Origin of the sequence: Streptomyces sp. NPDC014676, from assembly GCF_043084105.1 — a bacterium.
In the GTDB taxonomy this organism is placed as follows: Bacteria; Actinomycetota; Actinomycetes; order Streptomycetales; family Streptomycetaceae; genus Streptomyces.
In genome coordinates this window covers 337,133-353,812 of sequence record NZ_JBIBZI010000009.1, presented here as the reverse complement: position 1 = coordinate 353,812, position 16,680 = coordinate 337,133, and the positions used below count along the sequence as shown (strand labels likewise).

General features: G+C 74.3%; 14 protein-coding genes. 5 read left to right on the top strand and 9 right to left on the bottom strand.

What is annotated here, in order from left to right:
- Window positions 1-99 precede the first annotated feature (99 nt).
- The gene (locus ACF1DX_RS25685) at window positions 100-2,940 is read left to right on the top strand and encodes an AAA family ATPase (protein ID WP_391793479.1); all 2,841 of its coding nucleotides are present in this window, start codon (window positions 100-102) and stop codon (window positions 2,938-2,940) included.
- The gene (locus tag ACF1DX_RS25680) at window positions 2,937-5,546 is read left to right on the top strand and encodes an AAA family ATPase (RefSeq protein ID WP_391793478.1); all 2,610 of its coding nucleotides are present in this window, start codon (window positions 2,937-2,939) and stop codon (window positions 5,544-5,546) included. The genes ACF1DX_RS25685 and ACF1DX_RS25680 overlap by 4 nt, the downstream gene beginning before the upstream one ends.
- A 210-nt stretch (window positions 5,547-5,756) precedes the next feature.
- Here ACF1DX_RS25680 and ACF1DX_RS25675 read toward each other — a convergent pair whose 3' ends face one another.
- Window positions 5,757-6,566, bottom strand: a complete 810-nt coding sequence (locus ACF1DX_RS25675) for a class I SAM-dependent methyltransferase (RefSeq protein WP_391793477.1) — start codon at window positions 6,564-6,566, stop codon at window positions 5,757-5,759.
- 345 nt (window positions 6,567-6,911) lie between these two features.
- Entirely contained in the window at window positions 6,912-7,586 is a 675-nt protein-coding gene (locus ACF1DX_RS25670) for a TetR family transcriptional regulator (protein ID WP_391793476.1), read from the bottom strand.
- 64 nt (window positions 7,587-7,650) lie between these two features.
- On the opposite strand from ACF1DX_RS25670, the gene ACF1DX_RS25665 reads away from it, so the two are divergent.
- A complete protein-coding gene (locus ACF1DX_RS25665) occupies window positions 7,651-9,090 on the top strand; it encodes an aldehyde dehydrogenase (protein WP_391793475.1) in 1,440 nt (479 codons plus the stop codon).
- Window positions 9,091-9,177: 87 nt separating this feature from the next.
- Window positions 9,178-10,191, top strand: a complete 1,014-nt coding sequence (locus tag ACF1DX_RS25660; RefSeq protein ID WP_391793474.1) for an aldo/keto reductase — start codon at window positions 9,178-9,180, stop codon at window positions 10,189-10,191.
- A 21-nt stretch (window positions 10,192-10,212) separates the two neighbouring features.
- Here the strand turns inward: ACF1DX_RS25660 and ACF1DX_RS25655 are convergent, their stop codons facing one another.
- From ACF1DX_RS25655 to ACF1DX_RS25630, 6 genes are read right to left on the bottom strand one after another with little or no spacing between them, the layout of a single operon-like run.
- Entirely contained in the window at window positions 10,213-11,301 is a 1,089-nt protein-coding gene (locus tag ACF1DX_RS25655) for a HoxN/HupN/NixA family nickel/cobalt transporter (RefSeq protein WP_391793473.1), read from the bottom strand.
- Window positions 11,288-11,713 (bottom strand): hypothetical protein, encoded by a 426-nt coding sequence (locus tag ACF1DX_RS25650; protein WP_391793472.1) that lies wholly within the window; start codon window positions 11,711-11,713, stop codon window positions 11,288-11,290. The genes ACF1DX_RS25655 and ACF1DX_RS25650 overlap by 14 nt, the downstream gene beginning before the upstream one ends.
- A gap of 4 nt (window positions 11,714-11,717) precedes the next feature.
- On the bottom strand, window positions 11,718-12,593 hold the full coding sequence (locus ACF1DX_RS25645; protein WP_391793471.1) for an aquaporin: 876 nt from the start codon (window positions 12,591-12,593) through the stop codon (window positions 11,718-11,720).
- Entirely contained in the window at window positions 12,590-13,264 is a 675-nt protein-coding gene (gene nthA, locus ACF1DX_RS25640) for a nitrile hydratase subunit alpha (RefSeq protein ID WP_391793470.1), read from the bottom strand. Before nthA ends, ACF1DX_RS25645 begins: the two co-directional genes overlap by 4 nt.
- Window positions 13,265-13,269: 5 nt before the next feature.
- Window positions 13,270-13,581, bottom strand: a complete 312-nt coding sequence (locus tag ACF1DX_RS25635; RefSeq protein WP_391793469.1) for an SH3-like domain-containing protein — start codon at window positions 13,579-13,581, stop codon at window positions 13,270-13,272.
- Window positions 13,578-13,913: a nitrile hydratase gene (locus ACF1DX_RS25630; protein ID WP_359338844.1), complete on the bottom strand. Its 336-nt coding sequence runs from the start codon at window positions 13,911-13,913 to the stop codon at window positions 13,578-13,580. Before ACF1DX_RS25630 ends, ACF1DX_RS25635 begins: the two co-directional genes overlap by 4 nt.
- A gap of 469 nt (window positions 13,914-14,382) precedes the next feature.
- Between ACF1DX_RS25630 and ACF1DX_RS25625 the strand changes: the two genes are divergently transcribed.
- Window positions 14,383-15,402 (top strand): alcohol dehydrogenase catalytic domain-containing protein, encoded by a 1,020-nt coding sequence (locus ACF1DX_RS25625; RefSeq protein WP_391793468.1) that lies wholly within the window; start codon window positions 14,383-14,385, stop codon window positions 15,400-15,402.
- Window positions 15,403-15,479: 77 nt separating this feature from the next.
- On the opposite strand, the gene ACF1DX_RS25620 is transcribed toward ACF1DX_RS25625, so the two are convergent.
- Window positions 15,480-16,673, bottom strand: coding sequence for an L-dopachrome tautomerase-related protein (locus tag ACF1DX_RS25620; protein ID WP_391793467.1), 1,194 nt, complete (start codon window positions 16,671-16,673; stop codon window positions 15,480-15,482).
- Window positions 16,674-16,680 lie beyond the last annotated feature (7 nt).

Genomic DNA, 16,680 nt, shown 5'->3' with positions numbered 1-16,680 from the left:
TCCCACCCGTCCGCCGGACACGACCGGCCGCACACGGCACGCGTGTGACCACGCGCACGGGATGGGGCGGACGATCGTCACGCTCTCGAGGAGGCTGGCATGAGGCCATTCGCGTTCACCGGCAACACGGTGCGACCCGCCCGGGAGGACCCCCCGCGGACGGCGGTACGGCCGCTCGGCCGGGACCGCGTGCTCACGGCGGTGCGCACGGCCCTGACCGAGACCGGTGACCGCCACGGCACCGCGCTGGCCCTCCACGGCGAGAGCGGCAGCGGCAAAAGCACGCTGCTGCGCTGGGCGGCCGACACCGCCGCCGACGCCGGCGGACAGGTGGTGCGGGTCGCTCCTCGCCCGGGCGGCGCGGCGTACTCCGCGCTCCGCTCGCTGACGGCCCCGCTGCTCGCCGTCCCCGGCGCCCGGTCGGCCGACGTCCGCGCGGCGCTGCCGGACGCGCTGCTCCGGCACGCCGCCGACGGCGACGAGACGGCCGTCTGCTCGACGCTGTGGCGGACGCTGGCCGCCATGGCGGAGCGGCGTCCGGTGCTCGTCTGCGTGGACGACTGGCAGCTACTCGACCCGGCCTCACGCGGGGCTCTGGCGTTCCTCGCCCGTCGGCTCGACGGGACCCGCGTCCTGTTGCTGGCCGCCTCGGACGGGCAGGGGGCGGTCTCCCCGGCCGAGGACGGTATGACCGTGCTGCCGCTGCCGGACCTCGCTGAAGAGGCGGCACGGGGCCTGCTGTCGGAGCGTCATCCGCGCCTGTCCGCCGAGGTCCTGACCGCCGTCCTCACCGTGGCGGAGGGCAATCCTCGTGCGTTGGTGGACCTTCCCACGGCACTCACCCCCGAACAGCGGGCCGGCCGGGCACCGCTGCCGGACCCCTTGCTGCCGGGGGCGGCCCTGGAGCGCTGCCTCGGCCGGCGGTTCCGCGCGCTGCCCGACAGCACCCGGGTCCTGCTGGCCGCGCTGGCCCTCCTGGAGGACGACGCCGAGCCGGGGGACGTCGCGTGGCTGGCCGGTGCGCTCGGGCACGATCTCGACGCCTTCGCCCCGGCCGAGGAGGCGGGGCTCGTCTCCTCGGACCGGACGCCCCGCTTCGTCCGCCGGGTACACCGGTGCCTGGCCCACGCCACCGCGCCGGCCGCCGTGCGGCGGCGGGCGAGCCGTGCCTGGGCCGAGCTGGCCCTGACCCGGCTCGGTGGCGGACCGTCCGGCACCGGCCCGGCCGGTCCCCGCCCCGACGGCCCGACCGGGCTCGACGAGGCGCCACCGGACGCCGGCGAGGCCGGCGCGCACCACGAGCACGCGGCCCGGCTGGAGGTGCTCGGTCACGCGGCCGCGGCGGGCCGGCGCTGGTCCACGGCGGTCAGGGCGTTCCGGCAGGCCGGTGACCTCAGCCCCACTTCCTGGGAGCGCTCCCGCCTGCACACGGCCGCGGCGTCCGCCGCCCTGTGCGGTGGCCGGCCGCGGCTGGCGCTGGCCCTGACCTGGGGGCCGGGCGTCCGCCCGGCCCCCACCACGGCGCACGCGGTGCGCGCCGTCCGGGCCGGCGCGCTGTTCGACGTCGACTTCCACGCGGAAGAGAGCTTCCGCGGCCTCTCCGCGGCGCTGGGCGCGGGACCGGTCGCCGGCGCCGACGCACGGGACTCGGCAGCGTTCCAACTGTCGGCCCTGACGTCCCTCACCCACGACCCCGCACCGGCCAAGGCGGCCCTGGACGCGCTGCCGGCCGACGCCGCCGATGCCCTGCGTATCGCCGTGACCGCCCGGCTGAACCCGGTGTCCCGGGCGAAGGAGATCCGGGAGCGGCTCGCCACCGCGGCCGAGCGGGCACTGCGGACACCCGGCGCCGGCCCCCGCGAACTGACCTGGCTCGCGGACGCCGCGTGGCAGGTCGACGACCTGGCGTCGAGCGGCCGACTGCTGGCCGCCGCCCTGCACCGGTCGGGCACGGAGCGCGGGCACCTCCCGCACTGCTGGGAGCTGCGGGCCGAACTCCTGACTGCCGCAGGGCGCTGGGAGGAACTGCGCGACCTGGTGGCGCGTCGGCTCACCGAGGGCGGTGCCGAAGCGCCCGAACGGCATGTCGTCGCCCTGAAGTCCCAGCTCCTGCTGGTCTGCGCGTACCAGGGCCGCCGGGAGGAGGCGCGGGAGCTGGCGCGGGAGGTCCGGCAGTGGGCCCGCGACCGCGGCTCGGCCCACCACTCGGGCCTGGCCCGGTACGCCGCGCTCCTGCTGGCCCAGACCGGTGACGCGGAGCCGGCGGGGGGTGCCGACTGGCCGGCCGATGCCGACCCGTGCCTGGACGCGGTCACCCGGCAGGCTCATGCCGTCCTCGTACGCGGCGCCCTGCTGCGGGGCGACCCCGCGGCGGCCCGCGCGCGCCAGACGCGCGCGCAGCGGGCCGGGCTGACGCGCTTCTCCGACGGAACGACCCTGCTGGTACGGCACGGCCGGGCACTGCTGGCCGCCTACACCGACGAGGCCGACACCGACGAGCTGTTCGGCCTGGCCGAGGACGCGGCCACGGCGCCGGCCCGTCCGTTCGACCGTGCGCTGCTGGCCCTGGACCACGGCAGGTGGCTGCGCCGCCGGCGGCACCCCGCGGCAGCACGTGCCCGCCTGCGCACCGCCTACGAGACGTTCGGCCGACTGGGGGCGGCGCCCTGGCAGGACCGGGCCCGCACCGAACTGCGGGCCATCGGGGCTCTCCCGCCGGGCACGGCGCGCACCACCACCGCGAGCCCCGCACTGTCCGCGCACGAGCGGCGCATCGTCCACCTGGCGGCCTCCGGTCTGTCCAACCGGGAGATCGCGGAGCGGCTGCTGGTGTCACCGCGGACGGTCGCCTCGCATCTGTACAAGGTGTTCCCCCGCCTGGGCATCAGCTCACGCCGGGAACTCCAGGACGCCCTGCTCGGCGGCGGTGAGGCCCTGTGACTCCGGACAGCGACGCGGCACCGCTCCCCCTGATCGGCCGCGTCACGGAACTCGCCGCGATCAGGGCGTTCCTGGAGCGGGCGCGTGGGTCGGGCGGCGTCATGACGGTCCACGGTGAGCTGGGCAGTGGCAAGTCCGCGCTGCTCCGGGAGGGCCGGCGTGCCGCCGAGGCTGCAGGCCACGCCGTCATACCGGTCCGGGGTCACCGGACCGAGGCTGGGCTGCCCGGCGCCGGTCTCACCCAGATCGTGCCGGCCCCGGTCGGCTGCCCGGACGTGCGGGGCGCGGCGGCCGAGGCGCTCGCCCGGCGCGCCCGTGCCGGGCGGCCTCCGCTGGTGGTCCTGGACGACGCACAGTGGTTCGACAGCCTCTCGCTGGACGCGCTGCTCACCGCCTGCCGCGAAGCCGGTGGCGTGCTTCTCCTCGCGAGCTGCCCAGTAGGACCCGAGGGCGCGCGGCCCACGTCCGAGCCCGCGCCGGACCTCGTCCTCGGTCCGCTCGCCGGGGTCGACGCCGAGCGGCTGCTGCGCCGGTACGGCCCGGACGTGCCTCCCCTGCTGGCGAGCCGTGTGCTCCGGGAAGCCGGGGGCAATCCGGCGGGACTGGTGTCCGTCACCGGACTGCTCGCCTCCTCGCCCCCGCCGGCCGAGGCGCTGCTCGCCCCACGGCTCCCGCTCGGCGAGGCCCTGCACACACGGGTGACCCGCCTCCTGGCCGGCGTGCCGGAACCCGTGCGGGACGTCCTGCTCCTGACCGCCGTGGCGGACACCGGCCGGCCGGACCTGCTGCGGGAGGCCGCCCGCGCCGTGGACCCGTCGGGCCAGGCCCTGGAGACGGCCGAGGCACGCGGTCTGCTCCTGCGGGAGGCCGGCACGGTCCGCTTCGGCCATCCGCTGCTGTGCTCGGCGGTGTACTGGGCGGCTTCCCGGACCCAGCGGCGGCGTGCGCACCTGGCGCTGGCCGAACGGGACGAGCCGGGCGCGTACCGGCGGGCGCTGCACCGGGCCCTCGCCTCCGCCGCCCCGGACGAGGCCACGGCACGTGAGCTGGAGGACAGTGTGCCCGGGGACCTTCCCGAGGCCGCCGCGGTGCACGAACTGGCCGCCGACCTGAGCCCGCGGCCCGTGGACCGGGCACGCGGACTGGTCCGGGCCGCGTGGGCGGCCCAGGTGCGCGACCAGACCGGGGAACTTCGGCGGCTCGTGGCCCGGATCACCACCCTCTCCGCCGGCCAGTGCCCCGAGACCGCCGCGGCCGTCGCCGCGCTCGGCCCACTGGGGGCCGCCGGTGAACCGGCCGTACCATGGCCGCCGTTCCCCCCGCCCGCCGCCGGACCCGCCCCATGCGGGCTGTCCGCCCCGCGCGTGTCGGGGGCCCGGCCGCCCGACGCGCGTCACGACCGGTCCCCCTCCCCGCCGTCCGCGCTCTGCTGGACCGACCGGACGGCCCACACCGATCGGGGCAGGGCCCTGCTGGGGACGGCCGGTGCCGCACTCGCGCGGGGGCGGTTCCCGGTGGAACCGCTCCATGACGCCGCGTTGGTCTCGGTGGCGACGGCGCTGGACGACCCGCTCGCCGCCGAACGCCTGGGCGGGGCCGTACTGGAATCGCTGACCGGCCACGGGTACTTCGGTACCGCCCGGGCGGTCCTGGCCCACCGCCAGCTCGCCCGCCTGCACCTCGGTGACCGGGAGGGCGTGCTGCGGGACGCCGACACCGGCGAGCGCTGGAGCCGGGCGGCGGACGATCCGCACGGCGCCGCCGTCTTCCGGTGCGGTGTGGCGCAAGTGCGGGCGTGGGAGGGCGCGGAGGAAGGGCACGCAGCGCTCACCGACGGCATCCTGGCCTTCGCGCTGCCCCGCGGTCTTCCCCTGCCGGCGTCCAGGGCCCGTTGGGCGAGGGGGCTGATGGCGCTCGCGCACGGCAGGCCGGAGGACGCCTACGAGGAGCTGCGGATGCTGTCGGACCCCGGCGGTGACGCGCGGCACCCGGTGGTGGCCGCCTGGGCGCTCGGTGATCTGGTCGCCGCCGCGGTCGCCGCCCGCAGGGGGGACGCCGTACGGGACCGGGTGCGGTGGGCGGCCGAGGTCAACCGGTCGCTGCGGTCGGCTCCGCTGGAGCACCTGCTGGCCCGGTCGCTGGCGCTGCTCGGCGAGGGTGACGCGCCCGAGGAGCACTTCGCCCGGGCGCTGGCCGTACCGGGAACCGGTGCGCTGCGGTACGAACGGGCCCGTACGCAACTGGCGTTCGGGGAGTGGCTGCGGCGACGGCGGCGGGTGCTGGAGGCACGGGACCAGTTGCAGCGGGCCCGTGACGGCTTCGTCTCGGCCGGGGCGCGGGTGTGGGCGCGGCGGGCCGGCTCCGAACTCCTGGCCGCCGGGGACGCGACGGCTGCGGACCCGCTCCGGGGCACGGCCGGGTTCGGGCTGACGCCGCGTGAGGCGGAGGTCGCCCGGCTGGCCGCGCGGGGGCTGAGCAACCAGGGCATCGGATGGCAGCTCGGGCTGACCCACCGGACGGTCGCCAGTCATCTCTCGCGCGTCTTCGCGAAGGCCGGGGTGACCTCCCGCAAGCAGCTTCCGGCGGTGCTGGGGATCGGGATCTGACCCGCTCTTGGCGCACACGCAGGCCGGCGGCGGACCGGGTCGGTCCGCCGCCGGCGGGTCACTGACCACCTGACGTGTCCCCGGCTCCTGGGCCGGGAGGTGTCCCGGCCAGGGCCGGGGTCAGGCCGTCGCGGTGACTCCTCCTTCCAGTCGGGGAGCATCATGGCGGTCACCTCCTTTCCGTGCCGACGTGCCTCCGGCGGGGGTCCGTCACGCGTCCGCGTGATCGGCCGGAGGAAGCGCACGGGCCAGTACGAAGTACTTGCGGTGCAGGTCCTGGTCGGCCTGTTCCATCAGCTCTCCGTCGTACAGGCCGTAGATGCGCTCCACGGCGAAACCGTGGGCGGTGAGGAGTTCCGTCACCCGCTGCGGCGCGAACCAGTGCAGCAGGGCCCGCTCCTGGACGCGGGACCACGTATCCGCCCGCCCGGTGGCCGTGAAGAGGTCCACGGTCAGCTCGGTCGTGTGCGCGGTGGGGTCGGCGGACCGACCTCGCGTGAGGACCACCATCCCGTCCGTCTCGTCGATGGTCTGCCGTGCCGCCGCCCGGTCCTGGAACCCTGCGGTCGGCAGGTCGAACAGGAACAGGCCACCGGCCCGCAGGGATCGCCGTACGCCCGGGAAGACCCGTGCCAGTTGTTCCTCACCGGGCAGGTAGGTCAGCGGTTCGCCCATGGTGACGACGGCGTCGAAGGTGCCGAGCGCGGGCAGCGAACGGGCGTCGGCCGTCACGAAGACCACCTGGTCGGCACCGTCCTTGTGCCGCGCGGCCTCGATCATCTCCGGCGACAGGCCGATCCCGGTGACGGTGAAGCCCAGCCGGGCGAGTTCGAGGGCGGACTTGCCCGTCCCGCACCCCACGTCGAGCAGCCGGTGGCCGGGCACGGCGTGTCTCTCCAGGAGGTCGCGGTAGAGCCGGGCCCACCTCGCGTAGTCCTGGACCCGGGTGATCGCTTCGTAGTGCGCGCCGAGTCCGCGGTAGAAGTCCTGGGCCGAGTCGTTGGAAGCGTCCGAGTGCACGGCGTCCCTCGCACATCTGCCGTTCGGTGGGTGTCCCGTCTCCGGGGCACTAGGGGGTGTCGTTTGGATCAGGTCGGCTCCAGTGAGCGGTGCCTCGCAGCCGAGCCGAGCGGGGTCTGGTGGTGGGGGCACCTCCCACGCCCTTCAGGCAGTGGGGGAGCATCGCAAGGCGGAGGAGGGCGCCAGGGCGGAGCCCTGGCAACCGACGACAACGCGGCGAGGTGCGGTGCCGGACCCCGCGACCCCGACAAGATCCAAACGACACCCCCTACTGTGCCCCGGCTCCGTGGAAGGTCCGTGGAACGTGTGTGGACGGACCCGGCGCGGGAGCGGACGCCGGTGGGTTCAGCCGAGGCCGGTGCGGGCGGCCAGGCCGGCGGCCATGGTGCGGGCGCTGTGCGTGAGGCGGGGCAGGAAGTCGATCACCGCGTGTGCGAGGCGCGGCTCCTCGGCGTACAGCCGGGCGAGGGCCGCCGGCGGGGTGGAGATCTGCCACAGCGAACCGGCGAGCAGGCTGACCGTGCTGACGAGGTCACGGGTCGCGGCCCGGTCCAGGACCGGCTGGAAGGCCGAGCCGGTGTCCGCCATGTCGTCCAGGGCGCCGAGTGCGGCCAGTTTGTAGGTCAGGACCGCGTCGGCCGAGACATGCCGTTCCAGATGCAGCGGGGCGTGGGCCAGGAGGTCGCACAGCAGGGGCTGTTCCACGACCGTACGGGCCAGGGTCGCGGCCAGTTCGTCGGGGGTGCCGTCCATGCGCCCGTCGAGCGCCTCCGCCAGCGCGGCGGCCCACCGGGTCCAGCACTCCGCGGTCAGGCGCAGGTAGATCTCCTCGCGGGTCTCGACGTAGCGCAGCACCGCGGACTTGTTGATGCCGGCCCGGGCCGCGATGTCGGTGAGCGTCACCTCCCGGACGCCCTTCTCCAGGGCCAGGGAGCGGGCCGCGTCGACGATCGAGGCGAGCCGCAGTTCCTTGTGCTCCGGCCTGCGGGCGCGTCGTACGTGAGGAGGCAGCCTGTCCATGCGGCCACTTTAACAGAACACCGTTCTCTTGACTTAGAGAACGGTGTTGCCTTAAGTTGTCGGTGTGATCAATTACGAGAAGCTGTACATCGGCGGCCGCTGGACCGAGCCCGCGAAGAAGGAACCGCTGGAGGTCCGCTCGCCGCACGACCGCTCCTTGGTCGGCCTGGCCGCCGAGGCCACCGAACCCGACGTGGACCTCGCCGTCGCCACCGCCCGCGAGGCGTTCGACCACGGCCCCTGGCCCCGGCTGGCCCCGGCCGCCCGGCAGGAGGTCATCGCCCGCTTCAACACCCTGTACGCCGAGCGCGCCGAGGAGATAGCCGACCTCACCACCGCGGAGAACGGCAGCGCCCGCTGGTTCACCGGCTGGACCGCCGCCGCACTGCCCGAGCAGACCGACGCCTATCTGCGGGCCGCCGCGGCCCTGCCGTGGGAGGAGGAGCTGCCGCGGACCGAGGGGAGCACGGCCCGCACCCTGGTCCACCGGGAACCGGTGGGCGTGGTCGCGGCCGTCATCCCCTGGAACGCCCCGCACCAGTCGGCGCTCACCAAGCTCGTCCCCGCGCTGCTGGCGGGCTGCACCGTCGTCCTGAAGTCCTCACCCGAGAACGCGCTGGTCACCCTGCTGCTGGGGGAGATCTTCAGCGCGGCGGGCGTCCCGGAGGGCGTGGTCAGCATCCTGCCGGCCGACCGCCGCACCAGTGAGTACCTCATCTCCCACCCCGGCATCGACAAGATCGCCTTCACCGGTTCGACCGGCGCCGGACGCACCATCGCGGCCATCGCCGGACGGCAGCTCAAGCGGGTGAGCCTCGAACTCGGCGGCAAGTCCGCCGCCATCGTCCTGGAGGACGCCGACCTCGACGCGATGGTGGAGGGACTGAAGTTCCTCTCCCTCGCGAACAACGGTGAGTCCTGTGTCGCGCACACCAGGATCCTGGTGCACCGCAGCCGTTACGACGAGGCGGTGACCAGGCTGAAGGAACTGGTCGAGTCGCTGACCGTCGGTGACCCTGCCGACCCGGACACCTTCATCGGACCCATGGTCCGCGCCGACCAGCAGGAGCGCGTCCGCTCCTACATCGCGACCGGCATCCGCGAGGGCGCCCGGCTGGTCACCGGCGGTCCCGAGGTCCCGGCCGGCCTGGAGGACGGCTACTACGTCACCCCCACCCTCTTCGCCGACGTCGACAACTCCATGCGCATCGCCCAGGAGGAGATCTTCGGCCCGGTCCTCGTGGTCATCCCGTTCGAGGACGACGAGGACGCCGTCCGCATCGCCAACGACTCCCCTTACGGCCTCGGCGGCGGGGTCTGGACGGCCGATGGGACACGGGCCCTGGCCATCGCCCGGCGCATCCGCACCGGCACGTTCTCCGTCAACGGGGCACCGCCCTCCCTCGACGGTCCCTTCGGCGGGTTCAAGGACAGCGGCATCGGCCGGGAGTTCGGCACGGCCGGGCTCACCCAGTACATCGAGTACAAGACGATCTCCGTCTGACCAGCCCCCCACACACAGCGCCGCGGCGGAGCAGGGCGTGCCCGATGGGGCACGCCCTGCTCCGCCGCGGCAGACGGGAGCATCACCGTGCACACCTCACACGTCACCCTCGGCGTCAGCGGCCTGCGCGTCGGCCCGATCGGGCTCGGCTGCATGGGCATGTCCCAGTTCTACGGGCCCGCCGACCGCGCGGGATCGATCGCCACCGTGCGGCTCGCCCTCGACCTGGGCGTGAACCTCCTCGACACCGCCGACGTCTACGGTGCCGTCGGGGCGGCGGCGGACACCAACGGGTTCGGTCACAACGAGACACTGCTCGGCGAGGCGGTCCGGGGCCGCCGGGACCGGGCCGTGATCGCCACCAAGTTCGGCGCCCGGCCCTCGGACGACGGCCGGGTCGTCTACGACGGCACCCCCGCGTACGTCCGCTCCGCGTGCGAGGCCAGCCTGCGCCGGCTCGGCACCGACCACATCGACCTGTACTACTGCCACCGGCTCGACCCCGGCGTCCCGGTCGAGGAGACCGTCGGCGCCATGGCCGAACTGGTCGTGGAGGGCAAGGTCACGGCGCTCGGGCTGAGCAACGCCGGCCCCGACGAGCTGCGCCGCGCGGCCCGTACCGCACCCGTCTCCGCCCTGCAGAGCGAGTACTCCCTGTGGGAGAGGGGGGTGGAGGACGAGATCCTGCCGCTCTGCCGGGAACTGGGCATCACACTGGTGCCGTACAGCCCGCTCGGCAGGGCCGCGCTGACCGGCCGGGTCGGCCCCGGCACCCGCCTGGACGGCGACGACTTCCGCAGCACCCTGCCGAAGTTCTCGCCCGGCAACCTGCCGCACAACCTGCGGCTGGTGGACGGACTGAAGCGGTTCGCCCGGGAGCGGGGGGCCACACCCGGCCAGGTCGCCCTGGCCTGGCTGCTGGCCCAGCCGTACGCCGTCGTGCCGGTCCCGGGGACGAAACGAGCGGAGTTCCTGCGGGAGAACGCCGCGGCGGCGGACCTCACCCTGGAGGCCGGCGAGGTCGCCGCGCTCGGCGCGCTGTTCGCACCGGAGCGTGTGCGCGGCGGCCAGTACGGCGAACTGCCCGTGGCCGGGCGGTAGGTCCACCGGGCGGGCGCCGGCTCACGCCTCCGGGTCCGGCGACGGGGCCAGGGCCCGTCCACCGACGGCCTTCCAGTGCAGGAAGGAGCTGAGCCAGGCCGTGAGGAAGAGGGCGCCGATCAGGTAGCCGACGGTGTTGAGGTCGATGCCGACCAGCCAGGGCAGGGCCCGGCCGAGGGCGGGGACGCCGTCGCCCAGCAGCGTCACCAGGTTCACGGCGGCGACCAGGAGGGCCGCGGCGGCCGAGAGGCCGGTGGTGGTGAGGTTGTAGTGGATGCGGCGCAGCGGGTGGACGAACGCCCACCGGTACGCGGCCGACATGAAGGCGCCGTCGAGGGTGTCGAAGAGCGTCATCCCGCAGGTGAACAGGAGCGGGAGGAGCATCAGCGCCCACCAGGGGACGCCGGAGGCGGCACCCGCGCCGGACAGGACCAGCAGGGACACCTCGGTGGCCGTGTCGAAGCCCAGACCGAAGAGCAGGCCGAGCGGGAACAGGTGCCAGGGGCGCGTGGTCGACGCGGTCAGCCGGCGCAGCAGACGCGAGAGCAGTCCCCGGTCGTCCAGTACCTCGTCCAGGCGCGCCTCGTCGTGGTCACCCCGGCGCGCGGACCGGTACAGGGCCGCGATGCGGCGCAGGGCCAGCAGGTTGAGGACACCCAGCAGCAGCAGGAAGGCCGTGGAGACGGACGTGCCGAGCACGCCCAGGACCTGGTGGGCGGTGGAGGAGGCGTCGGTCAGCCGGGAGGCCAGGCGGGCCCCCAGGGCGGTCAGCAGGCTGAGCAGCACGACCACCGAGGAGTGGCCCAGGGCGAACCAGAAGCCGAGGTGGGCCGAGGGCCGCCCTTCGGCCAGGAACCTGCGGGTGGTGTTGTCGATGGCCGCGATGTGGTCGGCGTCGAAGGCGTGCCGGACGCCGAGCATGTACGCCGTCAGGCCGAGGCCGGTGCCGAAGACCTGGGCGCCGACGGAGAAGCGGTGCCCGGAGACGGCGCCGGCCAGTGCGGCGAAGGCGGCGACGGTGACGGCGACGACCGCCGAGACCAGCAGGACCGTGCTCCGGTGGCTCGTGAGCGCCCGGGCGGATCGGGTGGCCGTCTCAGTCCGAGGCACGGGACCCCCAGGGCTGGACCTGGACCGAGTAGGAGGCGCCCAGCCGCTCGGCCCGGAAGCCCAGGGCCCGCACGGTGTCCAGCAGCGCGCACGTCATGAGGCCCTCGACGTGGGTGACGCGCGGGTCCAGCGGGGTGTACGCCGCCTCGTGCGGGGCCCAGCTGACGAGGAGGGACCCCGGCCCGTAGTGCTCGGGGCAGGAGCGGATCTCCACTCCCCCGGTCAGGGCACCTCCGGTCGGGGTGTCGGTCTGGATGCCGAAGCCCGCGCGCAGCAGGGCGTGGACGAGGTCGGGTGCCAGTTCCACGTCGTGGAGGTCGAGCGAGGTGACGATGCGGCGCGCCTGCCGGCACAGGATTTCGTCGGTGTGGTCGGGGACGGCCGTCGCGGGGCCGTTGTGGGTACGGAGCATGGGATCACCGGGAGGAAGTGGGAGCGCGGTGCCGCGAGCGCGGCGGGCGCGGGTGGTGACGGTGGATGTCCCGGGCACAGCAGACCCGGTGGGTCCAGGCCGGGCGGGCACCCAGGAGGGCCGGTACGGAGGCGGCCACCGCGGCTCCGGCCAGGGGCGCCAGCATGTAGGCCCAGAACAGGTGGTAGTCGCCCGAGACGACGTGCGGGCCGAAGTTGCGCGCCGGGTTGAAGCCGGCCCCGGTCCGGGAGCCGGTGGACGTGATCAGCGCCGCGACGACGGCGCCGAGCACCCATGGTGTGGAGCGCGGCCGGGGCCGGCTGGTCATGGCGGCCAGGACCCACAGCAGGACGGCGGTGCTGAGGAGTTCACCGAGGACCACCGCGACGGAGCCGTCCCAGCCGGTGCCGGGCTGGATCAGCCCGTAGTGCACCTCGGTGACCCGCTCTCCCCAAAGCGTCCGGGCGAGCAGCACCCCGAGGACGGAACCGGTCAGCTGGAAGACGCCGTAGGCGATCAGGTCGGCGACACCGAGGACACCGCGCAGGGCCATGAAGAGGCTGATCGCCGGGTTGAGGTGGGCGCCGGACTCCTTGCCGGGCGGGGTGAGGGCGAACACCGCCACCACGCCGCCCACCGAGACGCCGACAACGGCCAGGCGCGGCAGGAGCGGCCACGAGGAGAGGTAGGCGCCGTCGGCCCGCATGGTGAGGGAGACCGCGGTGAGCGCCGCCAGCACGAGCCAGGCCGAGCCCAGCGCCTCCGCGAGGTACGAGGACAGCGGCCGGCCCCGGACCGCCCACCGCGCGGCGGGCGCGGCGGGCGGGTCGTGGGTGTCCGCCGCCGTGGGGCCGTCCGGCCGCCGGCGGAACCCGGTCACGGCAGCCTGGGCGTGGTGACGCCGATCATCGTGTCCCGGGTGACGAGGGCGGCGAGTTCCTCCTCGCTCAGGCCTTCGGTCCCGGCGGGGCGCATCGGCAGGACCAGGTAGCGCATGTTGGCGTTGCTGTCGTGGACGCGGATGGTCACGTCCTGCGGCACCTCCGTTCCGAACTCACGCAACAGCGCGCGCGGTTCGCGGACGGCGCGGGCCCGGTAGGGACGGCTCTTGTACCAGTCCGGGGGCAGGCCCAGCACGGGACGCGGGTAGCACGAGCAGAGGGTGCACACCACGAGGTTGTGCACCTCGGGTGTCTGTTCCAGCACGATCAGCCTGGTGCCGTCGTAGTTGTCGATGCCGAACTCCTCGATGGCGGCGGTGCCGTCGGCGAGCAGGCGTTCCTTGAAGTCCGTGTCCGTCCAGGCCCGGGCGACCAGGGCGGAGCCGAGCGTTGGCCGGTGCGCGTCGAGCGTCTCGACCATGGCGCGTACCTCGTCCGCGGTGATCAGGCCCTTGTCGACGAGGAGTTCGCGGATGGCCTGGTGCAGGACGTCGAAGTAGTCGGGTTCCTCGGCGACCGTCTCGATGGGGGCGTGCGGGTCCGGGGCACCCGGGGCGCCGTGCGTGTGGTCACCGTGGTCGACGATGCCGGTCTCGCGGGCGTTCGTCATCGACGTCATCGTCCTTCCGCGCCGGAGCGGTCGTCGACCTGCTCCAGCCAGTGCTCGTAGATCTCCAGTTCCAGGACGTCGTCCGCCGGCCCGTCGTAGTCGGGCCAGAGCGCCGACTGCTCGATGCGGACCCGGTACAGACGGACCTCGCCGCCCTCGTTGACGCCGTACGCCTCCCGCTCGGGGTTGAGGAAGCGGGGCAGGACGCGCTCGATCCGGCCCTCCTTGCCGCGGACGTAGACCGGGGTGCGCACATGGCCCGGAGCGTTGCGGTCGGCGATGCGGACCCACTGGTTCGGCATGAAGCGGGTACTCATGCGGCGGCCTCCGTGAGCCGGTCCCTGATCTCGTTCATCCTGGCGCCCAGTTCCTCCGAGGTGATGACGCCCTTCTCGATCAGCACCTTGGACGCGGAGACGGCCCACCGCTCGTAGTAGGTGAGTTCGCCGATGATCTCGGCTCCGAGGTCCTCCACCCCGCGACGCTTCTCCTCGGTGTTGACGAGCTTGTGCGCGGCGAGGACGTTGAGCAGCGCGTGGCAGCTCTTCTCGAAGGGCGTCATCTCGTGATCGGACGGGACGACCGGTCCGGCCGGCAGTCCGCCCAGATCGTGCGCGGGGCGCACGATCATGTCGCGTTTGGTGGCCACTGCTCCTCCTTGGCTGGGTGGCTTCTGTCGCGTATGCCGGGAATAGCTTGCGGAGGACGAGTGGTGCGGGGCATCCGTCAAACGACTACCGGTCCCAGGCGAGACGCATATGAGCGGGACAGGTGTGCCGTTGCGGGGTTCCCGGACTGACCGCCGCCGCCTGTCCGGTCGTGCCCGGGCCGGGAGGGGGACACCGGCCTGCGAGGCCGTACGTCGGATGACGGATGGTCCCGCCGCTGGGCCGCGTGATCCTGGCGAGGACCCGTGGAAATTCGTCCCGGGTGTTCCCGGCCCGGTCGCCACCGTCACGCGCCTGGAGGACTTCGAAGGCGGCCCGGGTCCACTCACGCGTCACCCTGCCGGGCGGCCCCCCTCCCCCCGCTCGCCCTGCTGACCGGAACCATCGAGGTCCTGGGCTGAAGGCCGTACCGCAGTTTCCCCCGCCATCGATCAGCAGGAGGTTCCTGTCATGTCATCTGTCCGCGCGGTCCTGGTGGACCAGCCGGCCGGTGCCCTGCGCACCGGCCGGCGCGACGTCCCCGACCCCGGCCCCTTCGAAGTGCGCGTCACCGTCGAGGCGTGCGGGGTGTGCCACACCGATTCGCTGATGGTCGAGGGGCTGGTGCCGGGCCTGGCCCACCCGGTGACCCCGGGACACGAGATCGCCGGCCGGATCGACGCCGTCGGCGCTTACACGACCGACTGGCAGGTCGGTGACCGGGTCGCCGTCGGCTGGTTCGGCGGCCACTGCGGCCACTGCGTGCCCTGCCGCCGGGGTGACTTCATCCACTGCACCGAACTCAAGGTGCCCGGCTGGGCCTACCCGGGCGGCTACGGCGAAGCTCTGAACGTCCCCGCCAACGCCCTGGCCCGGATCCCGGACGGGATCAGCGCGGTGGACGCGGCGCCCCTGGCCTGCGCGGGGGTGACCACCTTCAACGCCCTGCGCCGCTCGGGCGCGGGGCCGGGCGACCTGGTGGCGGTCCTCGGACTGGGCGGACTGGGGCACCTGGGCGTGCAGTTCGCTGTCCGGATGGGCTTCGAGACGGTCGTCATCGCGCGGGGCGCGGAGAAGCGGGCGCTCGCCGAGGAACTGGGCGCGCACCACTACATCGACTCCACGGCCGAGGAGATGAGCCCTGCCCTGCAGGCCCTCGGCGGAGCGCGCGCGGTGCTCGCCACGGCGGGCGACTCGGAGACGATGTCGGCGGCCGTCGACGGTCTGGGGCCGGACGGTGAACTGGTCGTCCTGGGTGTCGACCCGGAGCCGATGCGGATCAGCCCGTTGCAGCTGATCGACCTGTCGAAGAGGATCTCCGGGCTGCCCAGCGGCACCGCGGCCGACATCGAGGACACCCTGCGGTTCGCCGCGCTGACCGGGGTCCGGCCGCACGTCGAGGAGATGCCGCTGGAACGGGCGGCCGATGCGTACGCGCGCATGATGGACAACCGGGCCCGCTTCCGCATGGTGCTCACCACCGGCGCCTGAGCACGGGGCACACGCGACCGGCGGCCGTACCGGGCACCTGGGGTGCCGGTACGGCCGCCGGTCCTCGTGCCGCCGGGTCAGCGGCGGGCGGGTCCGCTGCCGATGGGGAAGCGGTACAGCGCGTACGGCTTGACCCGCAGGTCCACGCCGCCGTTGTAGGCGGCCTGGCGGTTGAGCTGGTTGGCGACGACGTACAGGTTCCGGTCATGGCCGACGGACAGGGTGTCGGGCCACACCAGGCGCTCGTCGCGGATCAGGGTGCGGTAGGTGCCGTCGAGTTCACGACGGACGATGGCGTTGTTCTCCAGGTCACCGCCGTAGACGCGGCCGGCCCGGTCGGTCTCCAGGCCGTCGGACATGCCCTTGGCGCCCAGATCGCGCACGGGTATGGCGGACACGCCGCGGTCCGACCGCGCGCGGACCAGGTCCCTGGTGCGCACCGCGTACAGGCGGCGGCTGGAGAGCGGGCAGTAGTACAGCCACTCACCGTCGGGGCTGAGCGCGATGCCGTCCGCGCCGATGTTGACGGGCGTGGCGGGCGTGGTGGCGTCCGGGCTGTTCGTCAGCGGGCGGCCCTCGACGACGGGGACGAACCCGGGAACGGGGCGGGTGGACGGCGCGTCGTCCAGGCAGCGCCAGGAGGTGCCGCTCGCCAGGTGGACGACGATCAGTCCGTTGGGGCCGTCCGGGGTGGCGTCGGTGAGGTAGGCGTAGCCGTGGCTCAGGTCGAAGCGGACGTCGTTGATGAAGCTGCGCGGCCCGGCGACGGAGCGGGGCAGCAGGATGGTGCGGACCACCCGGTCGGTGGCCAGGTCGATGGCGACCAGCTTCGGTCCGCCGTAGGGCGCGTCGGCCCACTCGACGCGGCCGGTGTCCACGACCCACAGCCGTTCGGCGGCGTCGACGACCACGCTCTGCACGCCGAGGAGGTGCCGCTCGGGGCGCGAGGTGTCCGGCCGGTTGAGGGCCCGGTCGGGGTAGGCGACGGCCTTGCCGTCCCGGATCTCGGCCACCGAGAACGGGACGTCGTCGCCCCAGCGCGGGAAGTTGACGAAGATCCGGCCCGAGCGGGACACCGTGACCCCGGTGGGCATCGCGCCGTCGAAGGTCGCGACCGTCTCCAGCCGGGGCTGGTGGTGGCCGCCGCCCGTACCGGGGCGGGCCGCGGCCGGCGCGGCGCCGGCCGCCAGGGCCCCTCCGACCACGAGGGACAGGCCGAGGACCGTCCTGCGGCCCGGGCCGGTGTGCGAGGTGGGGGCGGGTATGGACATGGGTGAC